Origin of the sequence: Mycobacterium europaeum, from assembly GCF_002102155.1 — a bacterium.
Taxonomy (GTDB): domain Bacteria; phylum Actinomycetota; class Actinomycetes; order Mycobacteriales; family Mycobacteriaceae; genus Mycobacterium; species Mycobacterium europaeum.
Window position 1 is genome coordinate 197,210 of record NZ_LQOU01000015.1, and the last position, 17,213, is coordinate 214,422.

The window sequence follows — 17,213 nt, forward strand, 5'->3', positions numbered from 1 at the left end:
ATTATCAATGAGCGCTGGGCGGCCTCATACCATAGGCATATTTTCTTAGTCCTCGCGACTGCGTGGACCGCCGCGGGTCTTGCGCCCTAGGGGGCGAGCAGCAGTGCGGTCGTGAGGAGCATGACGGCGGCGGTGGCGCCGTGGACTCCCCAAGCGATGGACTTGGGGCCACCGTTGCGCAACACGATGGCCGCGTCGGCGAGCGGAATGATGGTGGCCGCCAACATCACCCAGCCCACCAGGTGGGTCGCGCCGGCAACCATCAAGATGATGACGACCAGCCCGGCGGCGATGTCGCGCACGCCCTTGACGCTCAAGTAGGCGCCCGCGCCCGCCCGGTCCAGATCGGGTAGCACCCCGTAGCCCGCGGCGGCCACGCGCGGCGCGACGAGGAAGCGTGCGCCGATGAAGATGATGCCCGCGGCAAGCAATCCGGCGAGGGTGTAGCCGATGACGGTGATGGTCATGTCGAGCGCTCCTGGGTTCGTCAGTGGATTGGTGAAAACGATGTCGGGTCAAGCAGTGTCGTCTCGACATCGACGATGTCGCCGACGTCGAAGCCCGCCATGTCGGCGGTGAATTCCGGGGTGGCCATGGTGATGGGGCGTCAGCCCATCAGTGCCACGCACAGGGCGGCCACTGCCAGGCCTTGCAGCACCGCGCGGGCGTTGATGATCGAGTCCCACTTCGCCTGCAGCACACGCCCACTCGGGAGTGGTCGGCCGGCGTCGGCGGCCGCCGTCAGTTGTCGATTGATGGGAGCGCTCACCTGTGTGTAGAGCGCCGTACGCCGGTCCCCGTATCGATGCACGCTCCCCATGACCGCGACCAACGCATCGTCGTCGATCGACGTCAAGGCCGGCCGCAGCACGATCGCGCAGAACACATCGGTGCCGTAGACCAGCGCGGTGCCCAGCACCGCGAGCAGTGGCTGCACGAATGACGACTTCCAAGGCCACTTCCTGGCTCCCCTCACCGGCAACTGCTAGCAACGCTAACCGGAGGACTAAGCACTGTCAATAGCGATGCTAGATTTACTAGTACTGATACGATTCGGGGATGGCTATCGAGGATCGTCGTGAACGCGAGCGAGCTGCCCGGCGGCGGCTGATCGTCACCACGGCCCGCAGATTGGCCGAGGCCGAAGGGTGGGACGCCGTCACCACCCGCCGGTTGTCGGCCGAGATTGAATACAGCCAGCCCGTGTTGTACAAGCACTTCGCCGGGATGGAACAAATCGCGGACGCGGTCGCCGTCGACGGATTCGGCGAGCTCGCCGACACCCTTCAGGCCGCCCGCTCGGATGCCGGCGCGGCCGACGACGCCCTCATCCGGGTCGCCCACGCCTATCTCGGCTTCGCCCGCGGCAACCCGGCGGTATACGACGCGATGTTCACCCGCGCGACCACCCTGCGGTTCGCCGCCGACGACACACCGCCTGAGCTGGTGGCCGCCTTCGCCGAGCTGCGCCACGCGATATGCCCGGTCGCCGCCGAGCAGGAAGCCGATGCGCTCACCGAAGTGTTGTGGGCCGCGCTGCACGGACTGGTCATCCTCACGCGTACGGACCGACTACGCCCCGGTCACGACTCGGAACGTGTCCAGCTGCTCGTCCGGCAGTTCACCAGCGGGCGAGAAGCGACCTCTTAGGGAATGAAAGCCTCTGCGTAGAAATAGCTTTCAGCAGCTGTGGGTAGGCGTCGCGCAGGCTTTCACGTATACGAGCGCCATGCGGGGCATGGGCTCATCAGCTTGTCCTGTGGTGCGCGTGCTCGTCATGGCTTGAAAAGGTAAGGGCGCAGTACTTTTCCGCACCTCCGACGTCGTGCGGCCATTATCCTGAGCGCGTGCCATGGCGCATCGACCCTCAACCGTCAGCCCCGCGTTTACATGCGCTCGGCTTGACGGCGTTCGTTGGGATGCTCGGACTCTATGCCGCGGCCGGAACGCGTGTCCCCAGTGCTGGTCGCGGTCCTACGCTGGACTGGCTGCTGGGCGCCGCTGCCGTCTCGGCGGCGTTTGTCGCGCTGATTGGCCGGCTCCGAGGCTGGGAAGGGCGCCGCGGTTTGCTCGTCGGCTGGCCGGTGGCGTCGCTCGTCGTCACCCTCCTCGCCGGGGCGATCGAACCCGCCGCCACCCGCGAATTCCCGGGCACGATCACGATCACATTCGCCTACCTCGGCCTCACCGGCCGGCGCTGGCGCTCACTTGCCCTGTTACCACTCGGTGCCGCGGCGTTTGTGGTGGGCTGTGCGAAGCCCCTACCGGGCTCGGCGCTGGCCGTGGTGTTGGCCGCGATCATGTGGGTCCTTGTCGCCGAGGTGCCCGCCTGGCTCATTGCCCGGCTCGTGGAGCAGAGCCTGTTGCTGCGCGACATCGCACAGACCGACGCGTTGACCCAGTTGTTGAACCGGAGCTCATTGGGACACCGGCTCTCGTTGCACGCCGGCACATGCGCCGCAGTGCTTGCCGATCTCGACAACTTCAAGCGCTACAACGACCACCACGGCCACGAAGCCGGCGATGCAGTCCTGGTCGCCTTCGCCGACGCGCTGCGCCGATCGGCCCGCAAGGACGACATCATCTTCCGCATCGGCGGTGATGAATTTCTGCTCCTGCTGATAGGCGCCGACGGCGCCGAGGCCGGGCGGATCCTGGATAAGCTTCGCCGCCGGTGGGCCGAGGTCGGCGCCCCCGTCGACTTCAGCGCGGGGATTGCCGCCGGCGAGCAGGACGTCATGCGCCTGGCGGACGAGCGAATGTACGCCAACAAGCGTGCGCGCGGCTTGGCCGCCGACGACGCGGTGCAAAACGATTCGACCGGGTAGGCGCGTGGTGGCCATGGCTACCCTATCGCCTCAGAGGTGTTGTGCGCCAAGCAGATTCGGATCGTTGCCCATGCCTGGCGAAGGATGGTTTACGTCCCTTGGGTGATCTGCCGCAGCGATGTGCTTTCTAGCCGGCCGGCGGCACCACGGGGGGACGGCATTCGTTGGCGCCCGGGTCCCACCACCAGCCGTTGTCGCACGCAAGCGGTTGCGGCCCGACGCCCAGTGGCCGGCATACGTTAGCCGTCGGGTCCCACCACTGGCCCGGCTCACAAGCCAACGGTTGTGGTCCGACCCCGAGCGGCCGGCAAACCTTTCCCGTCGGATCCCACCACTCGCCGTCCGCACAGTCGGCTGAACTCACCGCCGGCGTCGCGATCGTCACGGCGGCCATCGACGCGAACGCGATCACGGCGGCGACGACGAGCCGGCGAACGAACATCCTCATCGTGGGCCTCCCCTCGTGCTAATCCTCATCGAACCGAGCCCCGGCATGCTGGTCAAGAGCCCGCTCAACGCGCAGGCGCCGACCTACTGCGTCGCGAGTGTCGAGTTCGCGGGGACTCGCGGGATCTCGGAAGCTGGTAGCGGCGGGCAGAAGAAGTTTCCCTGTACGGCGTCGCAACCGTATTCCCTGAGCCGCCGGGCCGTTGCGTAGTCTTCGACGCCCTCGGCAACCGTGGTGATGCCGAACCCCGACGCCAACTCGATCACCGAGCGCACGATGGTGGCGGCGCGGTCGTCGTGCAGGATCGGTGCGATGAATTCATGGCCGAGTTTGACTTCATCGGCCGGCAGCTCACGCAGATACGTCAGGGTGGCGTAGCCACTGCCGAAGTCGTCGATCGCCACCCGGATGCCGTTCTCCCGAAGACGATTGAGCACTGTGCGTGCCTTCGCCAGGTCGGCGACGACCAATTCCTCGGTGATCTCGATCGTGAGGGAACTGGGAGACATAGCGTAGGTGTCGAGCACGGACATGATGCGATCGGGCAGCGAATCCTGGTTGACCGAGGGCGCCCCCAGATTGATCGCGACCGGGATCGCGACGTTCGCCCGGTACCAGGTGGCAGCATCAGCGACGGCTCGTGCGAGCACCAGGTCGGTGAGGGCGTCCATCAGCCCGTGCTCGCGGGCGAGGGGCAAAAACTTGTCGGGCTCCAGCACGCCGAATTGCGGGTGCTGCCAGCGGACGAGCGCCTCTACCCCGCTGATGGAACCGGTCCACATGCTGAACTTCGGCTGGTATAGCAGGGTGAGCGAGCCGTTCTCGATGGCGCGTCGCAGTTCTCCGAGTAGTTGCAGTCGGGCGATGGCGCCCTCGTATGCCGGGGACTCGCCGAGCCCGGCGTCCATCCCAGCGGTGAAGGTCCACACGTTGTTGGCGCTCGCCAGCTGGGCATGGGAGCGAGCCGCTTCGGCCTGCCTGAGGAGATCGCCCGATGTCGGAGCGCCGGTGGTACCTGTTCCGGCCGACGCCACGCCGATGCTCACGCGAACGTCCAGGCGGTGATTGTCGATCTCGACGGGCTCCTGGAACGATCGGGCCAGCTCGTTGGCAACTCGCGCGGCCGCGTCGGGACGGTCTTCGACCAAGACGGCGAATTCGTTGCCGCCGATCCGCGCAACGGTGTGGCTGTCGGTGGTGTTGGCCTGGATCCGCTCGCCGACGCCGTGCAATAGTTGGTCGCCCACGTCCTCGCCGAGCGCGTCGTTGACCAGCTTGAAATCGTCTACACCCACCGCAAGGACGCTGACGGGTACGCCGTGGTGAACGTGTAAGCGCAGCGCGTGCGCAAGGCGGTCGTCGAAGAGTCGGTGATTCGCCAAGCCAGTTGTCGGGTCCCGCAGTGCGGCGTCAGACATCGCGACGAGCAAGCGCTGCTTTCGGTCCAGCAGCGCGATGTGGCGGACGAGGGTGGTGAGGAATAGCACCACACACACCAGGAAGATGAAGGCCTCGCCCCGGTATGCGGGCCAAAAGTGCACAGCGCCAACGACGATGGCCAGCAGCACCGCCAGGTACGGCAGCCACAGTGCCGCCCGCGACGAGGGGCGCGAAAACCCGAGGTCGGGTTCCGGCGTTGGATGAGAAGTGATTCCGGACAGTGCGAAGAAGTACATCCCGCCGGCCCAGCCGAGGAGGACGAAGTCGTCGGGTGTCTGGTCGGCGTAATCCCGGTAGACGTGGACTATGCCGGCCGCCGCGATGACTCCCCAGCCCAGCGTCATCAGCGTTGGTGAAAGCTTGCGGCCCGCCTCGGCCCTCCTCGCGATGATGAAGCTCATGGCGACCAGCCCCATATAGACGCCCGCGGCAGTTGCCAACAGGATCCGCGGAACGCTCAGCATCTCTGAGGGGCGCGCCGGGTGACCCACCGGAAGGAGAACGAAAACAACCAACAGCGACGCGGTGATGAGGATGCCGTCGAGCACGAGGCCGATTCCGAATCGGGAATCGTCCCCACTGGGAATCGCAAAGGCGGCGAGTATCGCGCACACCGGCAAAATGAGGTAGCCGATGTTGGCCGCCGAGAGATCCGCGGCCGAGAGCACGCCATTCAGGGCGACGTAACACCACAACGCTTCGCCGGCCGTCCAACCGACCAAGGCGATCGACATGACGGTCCACGCAAACCGTTGACGGCCTCGAGATCTGCGGGCGGCGCTGATCGAACATCCGGCGGCGAATGCGCCACCGATGACAGTCCCCGCCGACGCGATAACCGCGCGACGCGAGGCGCCGCCCGCGCCGAACAACATGGCCGCGAACACGAGAAGGCCGATAGTCGCCAACACGACCAGCGCTTGTCGGCTTCTTGTCAGTGACAACGTTGCCCTCGATCGGTCGGGTGGCGATGCAAGCAGGATATGGCCATGGCACAGCCCACGAGCGGTTCTGCTCAATGTTGGCGTGTTCGCCAGTCGTCGCTCGACCGGAAGCCCCCTTGCCCCCCGTTGCCTTGTGCGGTCAGCCGCTTCGGCGATCCGAAGTGGTGCCGGTGGCCCGACGGGACCCGGGCGCCGCTAGCGTGCGACAGCCCAGCGCGACAGGGCGTTCTGTGCCCGATGCGCCGTCAGGCGCAAAGGGTGGGGGCATCGCACACGTTGCCGGGGCAATAGACCGAGTGCGCGGCGTTGGCAACCAGAGCGGCGCCGGACATCAGGGAAACGACGAGCGGGGCCGGCCAGCGAGGTGAGGGCACTTCATTCGCTCCGTTCAGCGCAGGCCGCCGATTACTGCCGGGTCCACGGCGGCGCGAACCTGAAGAATAACGAAATCCCGAAAAGGCCGCCCGCACCAGCGGCGCGCACAATCACGGGCTGTAGCGTGACGCCCGTGAAGTCCTCCCTGGTGTATTCCTCCGTCGCGGCCTGCGTCGCGGCGACCGTCCTGGCGATCGCTGCGTCGAACGACGCCACCGCAGCCGGCTCGTGCCCAACCGCGGCACCACCGAGCGGTGGAACCCCCGACTGGACGCTTGCCGGCGCCACCGGCAGCGTCGCGGTCACCGGATCCACGGATACGACGGCTCCTCGGGTGGATGTGACGGTGCCGTTCAGCGTCACGCAGACCCAGGTCCATACGCTGCACGCCGGAAACGGACCGGTGGTGCCGGGCACTGCCACGGTTTCCGTCTGCTACATGGGTGTCAACGGACGTGACGGGTCCGTCTTCGACAGCAGCTACCAGCGGGGCGCCCCCATCGACTTCCCGCTCAACGGTGTCGTGCCGGGCTTCCAGAAGGCCATCGCGGGCCAGAAGGTCGGCTCCACGGTGGCCGTCGCGATGACTCCGGCGGATGGTTACCCGAACGGTCAGCCCAGCGCGGGGATCCGGCCGGGCGACTCGCTGGTTTTCGCGATCAAGATCCTCAGCGCCTCGAGCTAGGTCGACGCACCAAACCCCTTGTCCCCCAATACCGCGGCGCCGTCACGAGCGCGGTACCGGGGCGTGGCCCCCCAGTCACCAAGGTAGGCTGAGCTGGACATGCGCCCTATCGCCGACTCGACACCCCGCCGCTTATCGGTCGCGATGAAGGACGGGTCGGCGGCAGAGCACGTCGCCGCCGAGCAAAGCGCTTTCATATCCGAATTGCTCGCCGGCCGGGTTAACGCTCGCGGCTATTCCGAGTACCTGCTTCGGTTACGGGTGGTCTACGCCGCCCTGGAAGACGCCATCCGGGCCCGCCGCAACGACCCCACGGTCGCCGCCGTCTACGACCCGGCGCTGGAGCGCCTCGGGGCCATCGACGCCGACCTCGAGCATTGGCGGCCCGGAGCCACCCGCGAGGTCGACTCCCCCGCCGCGATGGCATACGGCGAGCGAATCGCCACCCTGACGTGGGGTGGATCGCTGGTGGCGCACCACTACACGCGCTATCTCGGAGACCTTTCCGGCGGGCGGGTCATCGGTAAGGCCCTCGATCGCAAGTTCGGTCTTCGCGGTGCCGGGCTCGCGTTTTACGAATTCCCGGTGCGGGCCAAACCGTACAAAGACTCCTACCGCGTCCGCCTTGATGCACTCGGCCTCAAAGTGAACGACGTCGATCGCATTGTCGACGAGGTGAATGTGGCCTTTGCTTTGAATCGCGCTCTACTCGATGAACTCGCCGACCACATCTGACGGTCATTGCTGTCACGCGTTCGAGCAATGTCAGAAGTTGAGTCCCGAGAACATGATTCGATTGGGATCGTATTTCTGGCGCACGGCGGTCAACCGGGACAGGTTCGAGCTGAAATACCGCGACGCGGGCTGGCTCGCCTCGACGTAGTTCACATAACCGCCGACCGAATATGGTTGCACGGCTTGGTGTGCGGTGCTGAGCCAGTTGGTCGCCGCCGCCGCATCGCCGGTTTCGACGTACCACTGCACCAGTGCGTACTGCCGGCGCCACGGGAATGCCGTCGCGCCCGGCGCCACGTCGGCGAGGGCGCCGTCGAGCGCGTGCATGATCGCCAACATGCGCCCGGCCCCGCGGGGGAATGCCTCGACGGCCCTGGCGATCCCCTGGGCGGTGGCCGCGTTGACGACGGGCAGCACGTCGGATCCGCCGACATACCCGAGTGGTGAGGGGTTGAGGTTGCCGACGGCCAGATACCTCACCAGATCCAGATAGTTGAAGGTGTGGTTTTCGGTCGCCGAGGGTTGCACCCCAACGGCTTTCGTGATGGCGGCCCCGACGCTGCTCCCGGAGCCGACCGGGCAGGTCGTCATGATGCGGCAATGGGTTCCCATCGCGTCGACGGTGGCGTCGGCCAGCGCCCAGCTGTTCCGGTCGGCGGTGCGTAGCCAGTTCTGCCAACCCACCAGAACCTGCGCAAACGACTCGGGTGGAAAGTTGAGGTTCACCACGTCGAGATCGGTGGTCGGGAAGGTCGCAAACGTCAGCGAGGTGGTCACGCCGAAGTTGCCGCCGCCGCCACCGCGCAAGCCCCAGAACAGGTCGGGGTTGCTGGCGTTGGACGCGGTCACCGCCTGACCACCGGGCAGTACCACCGAGGCCGAAACCAATTGGTCGCAGAGCAGACCGGCGCGGCGGGAATTGGCGCCCAGTCCCCCGCCCAGAGCATGCCCTGAGGCGCCGACCGACGGGCAGGTGCCGGTCGGGATGCCCCGGCCCGCGCCGGCCAACGCCTCGTGCATCGCGTACAGACTCGTCGCGGGCGTCACGGTGATGTGCCCGGTGGCGGCGTCGTAGTTGATTCCCCCCGGCAGCTGGCGCAGGTCGAGCACCATGACGCCGTTCGCCGTGGACGCGCCGATGTAGGAATGCCCGCCGCTGCGCGGGGCCACCTTCAGGTTGTGCGCCGCGGCGAACGCCATGGCCTTCTGCACGTCCGCCGGCGAGGTCGGGGTGACGATCGCCGTGGGCGTCGAGCCGTTGTAGTTGGTGTTGAAGACCTGCTTGGCTGCGCCGAACGCGCCGTGGTCCGGCAGGAGCACCTGTCCACCGATGGCGGTGGAAAGACCCTCCCACCCGGTGGGATTCGGGGCGGCCGTCGCCCGTCCCGGGCCCAGGACCGCACCGGCGACCAACGCTCCGGCGGTACCCCGAAGGAAGGTCTGGCGGGAGAATTCACGCGCCACCGACGGCCCCCGGGGTCTGCCTCATGTCTGGCATTCTCGAATGCGCGACATCGAAATCCGTGGTGCCCCATGCCGTGTGACCGGATCGAAACCGAGACGAACCGCGGCGGTGATCTATCCGCCCAGCCCGAGGCGCGCAGCCTCAGACAGACAGGTGGGTCTTTGCCTCGTATTGTCTGCAGCATGATCGCCGCTTGGATGTGCGCGCCGCGCGAGACCGCACGGTAAGCGGGGCTCTGGCACGTGGGTGCTCTGGTGCCGGCGCTTGCCGGCCTGGCGTTTCTCGATTCGTTGAACGTCCTCAACCTGGGTGTGGTTTCGGCGGTCATCTTCGACAGCCGGTTGAGTCGCCGATCGCCGGTTCCGGGCGCCCTGAGCTTCGTCGCGGGCGTGTTCGCCGTGACGACCACGTTCGGGGTGTGCACGGTGCTGGGTCTGAGCTTCTTGACTCACGCCGTCGGCTTCCACGTGACACCGGCCATCCGTTTTCGCGGCGAGCTGGTGCTCGGCGTGGTGCTGGCCGGCCTGGCCTACTTCCCGCTGACCGCGCAATCATCGGCTCCCGGCTGGGCGCTGGCGGCGATGCGCCAGCGCCCGTGGTTGCTCGGATTCCTCGGGTTGGCGGTCGGTAGCGGCCAAGCGCCAACCGCCATCCCCTATCTCACCGCCTTGACCATGCTCGTCGCCCTACACCCGAGGCCGCCGCTCTGGCCGTTGATCATCTTGGTCTACTGGGCGATCGCGCTTTCCCCACCGCTGCTGATCCTCGCCCTCTCGATGAGGAAAACCATGCGAGCCAAGCGCATTCAGCGCAGCCTCGTGCGTGCCCTCACGCGCTACGGCCCGATGTCGGTGCGGCTCTTGTTCCTGGTCTTCGGCATCGGTCTGGTGGCCGACGCGCTGGTCAACCACAGTGCGCTGTGGTGACGCGCCTCAGGCCTGGGGTCCCTCCGAGGGCGGCCACACCGAACCCGGCGACGCCTCGCCGGGTGAATCGTGCTCCCCGCGGGCCAGCGGCACCCACCGCTCGCTCGGCGCGGGCTGTTTGGACGACGGGAAGTCCCGCAGCTTGCCCGACGGCTTGGCGTCCCATTTGGCGAAGGTCAGTGGCGTCTGCAGCCAGGAGTGCAGCAGGCAGTACACCGCCTGCAGCGAGTCCAGATGCGTGCGCTCCCAGCCGTGGCTGCCGTCGAGCCCGAAACCCACGAGCGCGGCCCGCGTGCCCGCGCCCGCCTCGATCGCCGCCGCGGCGTCTGAGCGGTAGAACCTAAACACGTCGCGCGCGTACGGGATGCCCTGCTCATCGGCGAGCCGGCACAACTTCCGGGTCAGGTGGTAGTCGAACGGCCCGTGCAAGTCGGCCATCGGGATCGTCACGCCATCCTCGATGGAGTGCTGGCCCGGCGCGCACACCGCGTTGTCCACCGACACCAACTCGGCCACATCAGCGGGCAGGCCGTGGCTCGCCCCGTGGCCGACCTCCTCGGTGATGGTGATCATGACCATGGTGCGATGCGGCAACACCAGTTTGTTCTCGGCGAAATTCTTGGCCAGCGCGAGCGCGATCGCGACACCCGCCTTGCCGTCGAGGTGGCGGGAAACGATGTAGCCGTCGGCGGTCAGTTCAGGGCTGGCGATGAAGGCGACGAAGTCGCCGATCTGCAGCCCGAGACGGATCAGGTCCTCCCGCGAGGACACCTTGCGGTCGACGCGGACCTCGACGTGTTCCCAATCGGTGGGCTGCAGGTCGATCTCGTCACCGAACGCGTGCCCACTGGCCTTGAGTGGCATCACCGTGCCGGTGATGAATTCGTCGGGGTCATCGGAGAAGATGCGGACCCGGGCGCCCGCGGCGAACCGGGCCGAGAACGTGCCGACCGGAACCACCTCGAGTCGGCCGTTGTCCTTGAGTCGGCGCACCATACAGCCGATCGTGTCGGCGTGAACCACCAGCGCGCGGTCGGTGGTCGCCGATTCTCCGGGCAGTTCGGCGGTCAGCGCGCCGCGGCGCGTGAGCGAGAACGGCACGCCGAAGTCGTCGAAGATGTCGCCGATGAGCTGCATCACCGCGTCCGTCCGCCCCGCCGGACTCGGCGTCTGTAGCAGCGCGAGCAGCGTGTCGACCATCCAGGTGCGGTCGGCCTCGGTCATGGCCGGGGTGTGACGCAAGGTGTCTCCTCTCGGATCGTCCGGGACCGCGTTCAACCTACCGCGTGGTCACCGTTGATCCATCGGCCCGGGCCGCGAGACCGGCGCCGCAAGAGGGCGGCCTGTCCCCCTCGCGATCACGGTAGGGCACTGCGTATGCGAACGCGCGTCGGCGCAACCCATTCGGTCATGCGGAGGTGGCGCGCCCGGCGGATGTGGGTTCGCGTCGGGGCGGACCGGCCTGCGCGTCCGACGGTGCCATTCGAACACCCCGCGGCCTTTTACCGCAACAAAGTGTTTGCTGGGTGCGGCTTATCGGCGGCTTGCAACAGCTGGGCCCACTTTCACTCATGGTTCGCGTCGGAGGCTTTTCGGCGGGGCCGAGTCGAGGGGATTCTTGCCCTCCTCTTTTGTTGACGTAGGAAACCCTTGAACTGCGAATCTTTCTGCGCTGGCGGTGCGCAGAGCCCCATCTTCCCGGCGGGGAATCCGCATGGGCGACCACGTCTGTGGCCCCGACCGCGGGTGCTCCAGCATTGAGTCGACGGTTGTTTTGTGCGAGTTCACGCAATTTGCTGTCGCAGCGGATATGCTTCCGTCCACTCTCGGGCTTCGGCCCGCGCAGGTGGGGGCCGCGCGGAAGTCCGAGGCCCCTACGCGACAACGAAGTGAGAAGCGAATGCGCCGAATACCAACCGCAGTCTCCGCCGCGGCCATCGCACTCCTGGTCGCGGCATGCGGCGGCGGCGGGGGCGGCCCGGGGGCGTCGACCACGACCTCGTCGCGGCCCCCGGTCGCGCAAGCCGCGCTGCCCGGCCTCCTGCTCTCGTCGGCGGATATCGACGGCGCGTTGGGCGTCACCGGATCCAAGACCAAGGAAAAGACCGACAAGCTCCAAGACGACAACGCGAAGCAGCAGTGGCCCGCTGGGTGGAAATTCCCCGACGACTGCATCTTCGCCATCGGCCCCGGGGAAGCGCCCGTCTATGCCGGCAGCGGCTACACCGCGGCCAGCACCGACGATGAGGTCGCCTCGCTACCGCCGAACTCCGACGAGCCGGACCCCGAGGTGAGCCAGGTGTTGGTGCTGTTCCCGTCAGCCAAGGAGGCGAATGCCTTCTTCACCACCTCGGCGCAGCGCTGGCCGGCGTGCGCCAACCGCCAGTTCACCACCCCGGCCGGGCCGGACAGCCCGGAGACGGGGTGGCAGGTGGGGCCGGTCTCGAACACCAACGGCATGCTGAGCACCACTTTGACGATGACACTGCGCGACAACGGCAACGTCCTGCTGACCATGACCTGCCAGCGCGCGCTGACGGTACGCAACAACCTCGCGATCGATGTCGGCGTCGTCCGCAAGAACCCCGTGGACTCGGCGACCAAGCTCGCCGGTCAGCTCGCGGCCAGAGTCGACAAGCAGTGAGCCGCTTGGCTCCTGGGCTCGGCGCCTAGGGGGCGGCGGCCAGTTCCGCGATGAGGTCGGCCAGGGCAAGGATCCGCTCGGCGTTGCGGACGTGCAGGCTTTCGATCATCCGACCGTCCACCGTGATGACACTGGTGCCCGCGGCCCGCGCCTCCTCGTAGGCCGCGACAACCTTGCGGGCGTCGCTGAGCTCCCGTTCCGAGGGCCCGAACAGGTCGTTGGCCGGGGCGATCTGGGAAGGATGGATCAAACTCTTGCCGTCGAAACCCATTTCGCGTCCTTGCCGAGCCTCGGCGCGAAAGCCGTCTTCGTCGGTGATGTCGTTGAACACGCCGTCCAGAATCACCTTGCCGGCCGCCCTGGCTCCCAGCACCGCCAACGCCAGCGCGGGCACGACGGGCGCGCGCCCGGGCACGTGCAAGCCGTGCAAATCGTTCACCAGGTCGTTGGTGCCGACCACCATCGCCGCCAATCGATCGCTCGCCGAGGCGATCTCCTCGACCCTCAGGAAGGACCGCGGCGTTTCGATCATCACCCACAGCCGCAACGATTCCGGCGCGTGCAGCCTGTCCAGCGTCGCGGCCAGCGCTCGAACCTGCTCGCCCGACTCGACCTTCGGCACCAGCACCCCGTCGGCGGTCGAGCCCGCCACGGCCGTCAGGTCCGCGTCGTGCCACTCGGTGTCCACACCGTTGATGCGCACGACGACCTCCCGGGGCCGGTATCCGCCCGACGAGATCGCGTCGCACACCGTCGCCCGCGAATCGGCCTTGGCGTCGGGGCCCACCGCGTCCTCGAGGTCGAAGATGACCACGTCGGCGGCCAGCGATTTTCCCTTCTCCAACGCCCGGGGCTTGTTGCCCGGCAGGTACAAGGCCGAGCGACGCGGGCGCAGCGTGGGTGCCATCAAGTGATTCGCTTCCTGTGGTCGAGCTCGGTGGGTGCGTGGTGAGGCGGCATAGGCAGAAAGTACCCTTCGATTCGGGTGGTTCCGCCGCGCGGCTGGTCTACGGTGAACCGCCCAAACGCGAATCGGCCGCCGCGGCGGCCGAATCCCCGGAGGGAGCGGCGAATGTCAACGCTTGGTTCAGCGCGCACCGAAGGTGACAGCTGGGATTTGGCATCCAGCGTCGGGGCGACCGCCACGATGATTGCCGCGTCCCGAGCGCTGGCCTCCCGGGCCCCGGATCCGCTGCTCGACGACCGGTTCGCCGATCCGTTGGTGCGCGCGGTCGGACACCCGTTCTTCGTCCGCATGCTGGACGGCGAAATCCCGCTCGAGAGCGACGACATGCCGCTGACGCTGCAGCAGCGTCGCGAGCAGATTGCCGTGCGCACCAGGTTTTTCGATGACTTCCTGACGTCGGCGACCGCCGCCGGCATACGTCAGGCCGTCATCCTGGCGGCCGGGCTTGACGCTCGTGCCTACCGGTTGCCGTGGCCGGCGGGCACGGTGGTTTACGAGGTCGATCAGCCCGAGGTCATCGCGTTCAAAGGTGGCACGCTGGCCCGGCTCGGGGCCGAACCGACCGCCGAACGTCGGACCGTCGGTATCGACCTGCGCGACGACTGGCCAAAAGCTCTGCGCGACAATGGCTTCGATCCTGCCGCTGCCACGGCCTGGATCGCTGAAGGTCTGCTCCCCTACCTGCCGCCGCAGGCCCAGGACCGCCTCTTGGACAACATCTCCGCCCTCAGCGCACCGGGCAGCCGGCTGGCCACCGAGAACATCACCGACATGGGCGTGTTCACCGACGAGCGCGCCCGCGCGATGCGCACCACCTGGCGCAAGCACGGGCTGGACATCGACGTCGCCGAACTGGTGTGGCACGGGGAACGCCAACCCGCCGGGGATCACCTCGCCGCCACCGGCTGGGTCGTCACCCCCCACCCCACCGAGCGGCTGTACGCCGACTACGGCTTCGCCGTTCCCGACAATGAGATCGTCAAGGCGTTCCGGCACGCCATCACCTACATCAGCGCCGAACGGGGCTGAACCAGGCCTCAGCAGTCACGACCGCGATCGCGCCACTCCCGCTCGAACGGCAGCCGCCACGCGTTCGGCGCGATCAGTTGATGAATGGCGTTGGGACCCCAGGTGCCGGGCTGATACATCTTCGCCGGCGGAGGGTCGTCGAGCAGCTCCTGCGAACGCTCCCATAACGATTCGATGCCCTCGGCAGTGGTGAACAGCGTGTGATCGCCTCGCATCGCGTCGAGGATGAGTCGTTCGTACGCCTCCAGCACGTCCACCACGGTGTCGATCTCCTGCGAGGAGAACTGCATGGACAGCTTGTCCAGCTTCATGCCCGGGCCGGGGCGCTTCCCGTAGAAAGACAGCGACACCTTCGAGTTGTCGGCGAGGTCGAAGGTGAGGTGATCCGGGCCTTGAGTCCCGACCCCGGAGCCGGGCGGAAACATCGTCCGGGGCGCCTCCCGGAACGCGATCGAGATGATGCGGATGCCCTCGGCCATCTTCTTGCCGGTGCGGAGATAGATGGGCACGCCGGCCCAGCGCCAGTTGTCGATACCGACCTTGAGGGCGATGAACGTCTCGGTGTCGGAGTCCTTCGCCACACCCTTTTCGTCGCGGTACCCGTTGTACTGGCCGCGCACCACGTCGGAAGGCTTGACCGGCAGCATCGAGCGGAACACCTTGTTCTTCTCTTCGCTGATGGCAAAGGGTTCCAGGGCCGTCGGTGGCTCCATCACCACGAACGCCATCACCTGGAACAGGTGCGTCACCACCATGTCCTTGTAGGCGCCGGTCTCCTCGTAGAAGTTCGCCCGCTGATCGAGGCCGAGGGCTTCGGGGATGTCGATCTGGATGTGGTCGATAAAGTTGCGGTTCCAGATCGGTTCGAACAGGCCGTTGGCAAAGCGGAACGCCAAGATGTTCTGGGCGGCCTCCTTGCCCAGGAAGTGGTCGATACGGAAGATCTGGGATTCCTCGAACGTTTCGTGCACGAAGTCGTTGAGCGCCACCGCACTGGCGTAGTCGGTCCCGAACGGCTTCTCCATCACCACCCTGGAGCGCTCGACGAGCTTGGCGTCGCTCAGCATGGTGATGACTTGGCGGGCGGCTTTCGGCGGCACCGACAGGTAATGCAGACGCCGGACGTCCGGACCGAGTTCGGCCTCGGCGTCGGCGACCGCCGCGGCCAGTGCTTCCGGCCCGGCGCCCTGTGGGACGTAGGTGACGATCTTCGCGAAGTTGGTCCACTGGTCGGGCGTGAGCTTGTGCGTGCCGAACGATTCGATCGCGTCTTTGGCGATCTCGCGGAATTCATCGTCACTGAGTTCTTCCAGCGACGTTGCGACGATGTGGATGTCGGGTGCGAGCTCGGACTGGTCCAGATAGGCCAGGCCGGGGATCAGCTTGCGTTTGGCCAGATCCCCCGTCGCGCCGAACAGGACGATGACGTGGGGGTCGAGTCGTTCGGTCTGGTGTCGGCGCGGACGCCCATCAGCCGCCGGATAAGAGATGGTCTGCGGTTTCTTGTCGGCCACAATTTCGATACTTCCATCGCCGCGGCGTTATGTCGCGCCCGTCACTGGCACCGATCGGGTTACCGCCCGGCTGAGGGGGTACTGGATACCGACGGGGCGGTACCCGACCACAGTCAACGGGAAGCGACATGACGAAACCGGACAAAGACCTACGCGGTCATTCTCAGGAGCTGGAGGACATCGTCGACCAGCTCGAGGAGAAGGTGGCCGACGACCGGGAGGCCGAGGGCGTTGCCGGCAGGCCCAGCGACCGGGAACGCGCCCCCACCCGCGGCTCGGGCGATGAACCGCCGGACTAGAACCTAGGAGCCACGCGGGGCGCCGAACCAGGCGGTCAGCGCGTCGCCAAGCGGGGAACCGCTGCACCCTTCCAGCCAGGCCACGTGTCCGTCGGGCCGAATCAGCACCGCGTCGACAGCGGCGACCGCGCCGACCACCGGAAGCTCCCAGGCGCCCGGATATTCCGCGTCGATCCGTCGGACCCGGTCCGCCCAGGGTGCGATGTCGAATCGGCCGGGTTCACCGAGGTTGAGCAACACGGGTCGGGCCCGGTGGAGCAGCGTGAACACGCGCAGCGGGCCGTCGTCGGTCATCAGGTCGAGATCGGGCATGCGGCGTCCGAGCAGCGGGTGCCCGTCGCCCAGGTCGTAGCGGACGTCCAGGCCGGACATCATGCCGGCGAACCGCGTGCGGGGTTCGTCCATCTCGAGGAGATCGGACATCGTGTCGCGCAAGGCCTTGGTGCGGTCGTCCGGGCGAAGAAGCGCCATCTGCGCGATCGCGTTGCGCAGCACCCGGGCGGCGACCGGGTGCCGCTCTGCGTGGTAGGTGTCGAGCAGGCTGTCGGGTGACGTCCCGTTGACCACCTGTCCCAGCTTCCATCCCAGATTGACCGCGTCCTGCAGGCCGGTATTGAGGCCCTGTCCGCCGATCGGGTGATGGACATGCGCGGCGTCACCGGCCACCAGGGTGCGTCCGGCGCGATAGGTTGCGGCCTGCCGCGCCATGTCGGTGAACCTGGAAAGCCAAGCGGGGCTGTGGATCCCGTAGTCGGTCCCATAGACGGCGGTGAGTGCCTCGCTCAGATCGCCTAGTGTCCTGAGTCATAAATTGCAATCTAGTTGTTAGACTGGGTTGTGCCGACGCCTCATGCCGCCGAGATCGTGCTGTCCGCTGGGGAGCGGGTTGAGCTGGAGGGTTGGGCGCGGCGACG

General features: G+C 67.0%; 16 protein-coding genes and 1 pseudogene. 8 read left to right on the plus strand and 9 right to left on the minus strand.

Going from position 1 to position 17,213, the window contains the following annotated elements:
* Positions 1 to 86: 86 nt before the first annotated feature.
* A complete protein-coding gene (locus AWC03_RS07890; protein ID WP_085239947.1) occupies positions 87 to 467 on the minus strand; it encodes a DUF4267 domain-containing protein in 381 nt (126 codons plus the stop codon).
* A gap of 140 nt (positions 468 to 607) precedes the next feature.
* Positions 608 to 937, minus strand: a complete 330-nt coding sequence (locus AWC03_RS07900) for a hypothetical protein (protein ID WP_142278343.1) — start codon at positions 935 to 937, stop codon at positions 608 to 610.
* Between the two features lie 122 nt (positions 938 to 1,059).
* Here AWC03_RS07900 and AWC03_RS07905 point away from each other — a divergent pair, with 122 nt between their 5' ends.
* Both AWC03_RS07905 and AWC03_RS07910 read left to right on the plus strand, forming a co-directional pair.
* Positions 1,060 to 1,650, plus strand: coding sequence for a TetR/AcrR family transcriptional regulator (locus AWC03_RS07905; protein ID WP_085239948.1), 591 nt, complete (start codon positions 1,060 to 1,062; stop codon positions 1,648 to 1,650).
* Positions 1,651 to 1,847: 197 nt separating this feature from the next.
* Complete coding sequence (locus AWC03_RS07910) at positions 1,848 to 2,828, plus strand: GGDEF domain-containing protein (RefSeq protein ID WP_090422114.1); 981 nt, start codon at positions 1,848 to 1,850, stop codon at positions 2,826 to 2,828.
* A 127-nt stretch (positions 2,829 to 2,955) separates the two neighbouring features.
* Here the strand turns inward: AWC03_RS07910 and AWC03_RS07915 are convergent, their stop codons facing one another.
* Both AWC03_RS07915 and AWC03_RS07920 read right to left on the minus strand, forming a co-directional pair.
* Positions 2,956 to 3,276 carry a hypothetical protein gene (locus tag AWC03_RS07915; protein WP_085239950.1) on the minus strand — a complete coding sequence of 107 codons (321 nt, stop codon included), beginning with the start codon at positions 3,274 to 3,276 and terminating at the stop codon, positions 2,956 to 2,958.
* Between the two features lie 83 nt (positions 3,277 to 3,359).
* Positions 3,360 to 5,450, minus strand: coding sequence for a putative bifunctional diguanylate cyclase/phosphodiesterase (locus tag AWC03_RS07920; RefSeq protein WP_158089956.1), 2,091 nt, complete (start codon positions 5,448 to 5,450; stop codon positions 3,360 to 3,362).
* A 718-nt stretch (positions 5,451 to 6,168) separates the two neighbouring features.
* On the opposite strand from AWC03_RS07920, the gene AWC03_RS07925 reads away from it, so the two are divergent.
* Together AWC03_RS07925 and AWC03_RS07930 are read left to right on the plus strand one after the other, a co-directional pair.
* A complete protein-coding gene (locus AWC03_RS07925) occupies positions 6,169 to 6,720 on the plus strand; it encodes an FKBP-type peptidyl-prolyl cis-trans isomerase (protein WP_244275283.1) in 552 nt (183 codons plus the stop codon).
* Between the two features lie 99 nt (positions 6,721 to 6,819).
* On the plus strand, positions 6,820 to 7,455 hold the full coding sequence (locus AWC03_RS07930) for a biliverdin-producing heme oxygenase (RefSeq protein ID WP_085239953.1): 636 nt from the start codon (positions 6,820 to 6,822) through the stop codon (positions 7,453 to 7,455).
* A 30-nt stretch (positions 7,456 to 7,485) separates the two neighbouring features.
* On the opposite strand, the gene AWC03_RS07935 is transcribed toward AWC03_RS07930, so the two are convergent.
* On the minus strand, positions 7,486 to 8,919 hold the full coding sequence (locus tag AWC03_RS07935) for an FAD-dependent oxidoreductase (protein WP_085239954.1): 1,434 nt from the start codon (positions 8,917 to 8,919) through the stop codon (positions 7,486 to 7,488).
* A 243-nt stretch (positions 8,920 to 9,162) separates the two neighbouring features.
* Here AWC03_RS07935 and AWC03_RS07940 point away from each other — a divergent pair, with 243 nt between their 5' ends.
* Positions 9,163 to 9,846: a GAP family protein gene (locus AWC03_RS07940; RefSeq protein WP_085239955.1), complete on the plus strand. Its 684-nt coding sequence runs from the start codon at positions 9,163 to 9,165 to the stop codon at positions 9,844 to 9,846.
* A gap of 6 nt (positions 9,847 to 9,852) precedes the next feature.
* Here AWC03_RS07940 and AWC03_RS07945 read toward each other — a convergent pair whose 3' ends face one another.
* A complete protein-coding gene (locus AWC03_RS07945; RefSeq protein WP_090422104.1) occupies positions 9,853 to 11,088 on the minus strand; it encodes an osmoprotectant NAGGN system M42 family peptidase in 1,236 nt (411 codons plus the stop codon).
* 658 nt (positions 11,089 to 11,746) lie between these two features.
* Between AWC03_RS07945 and AWC03_RS07950 the strand changes: the two genes are divergently transcribed.
* Positions 11,747 to 12,490 (plus strand): sensor domain-containing protein, encoded by a 744-nt coding sequence (locus AWC03_RS07950; RefSeq protein WP_158089957.1) that lies wholly within the window; start codon positions 11,747 to 11,749, stop codon positions 12,488 to 12,490.
* A 25-nt stretch (positions 12,491 to 12,515) separates the two neighbouring features.
* Here AWC03_RS07950 and AWC03_RS07955 read toward each other — a convergent pair whose 3' ends face one another.
* A complete protein-coding gene (locus AWC03_RS07955; protein ID WP_085239958.1) occupies positions 12,516 to 13,397 on the minus strand; it encodes an HpcH/HpaI aldolase/citrate lyase family protein in 882 nt (293 codons plus the stop codon).
* 165 nt (positions 13,398 to 13,562) lie between these two features.
* Here AWC03_RS07955 and AWC03_RS07960 point away from each other — a divergent pair, with 165 nt between their 5' ends.
* Positions 13,563 to 14,486, plus strand: a complete 924-nt coding sequence (locus tag AWC03_RS07960; RefSeq protein ID WP_085239959.1) for a class I SAM-dependent methyltransferase — start codon at positions 13,563 to 13,565, stop codon at positions 14,484 to 14,486.
* 8 nt (positions 14,487 to 14,494) lie between these two features.
* On the opposite strand, the gene zwf is transcribed toward AWC03_RS07960, so the two are convergent.
* Positions 14,495 to 16,000 (minus strand): glucose-6-phosphate dehydrogenase, encoded by a 1,506-nt coding sequence (zwf, locus tag AWC03_RS07965; protein WP_085239960.1) that lies wholly within the window; start codon positions 15,998 to 16,000, stop codon positions 14,495 to 14,497.
* 128 nt (positions 16,001 to 16,128) lie between these two features.
* On the opposite strand from zwf, the gene AWC03_RS27440 reads away from it, so the two are divergent.
* A complete protein-coding gene (locus AWC03_RS27440) occupies positions 16,129 to 16,299 on the plus strand; it encodes a hypothetical protein (protein ID WP_167542722.1) in 171 nt (56 codons plus the stop codon).
* A gap of 3 nt (positions 16,300 to 16,302) precedes the next feature.
* Here AWC03_RS27440 and AWC03_RS07970 read toward each other — a convergent pair.
* A pseudogene (locus AWC03_RS07970) lies at positions 16,303 to 17,097 on the minus strand (FAD-dependent monooxygenase); the annotation flags it as partial.
* Positions 17,098 to 17,213: the final 116 nt, after the last annotated feature.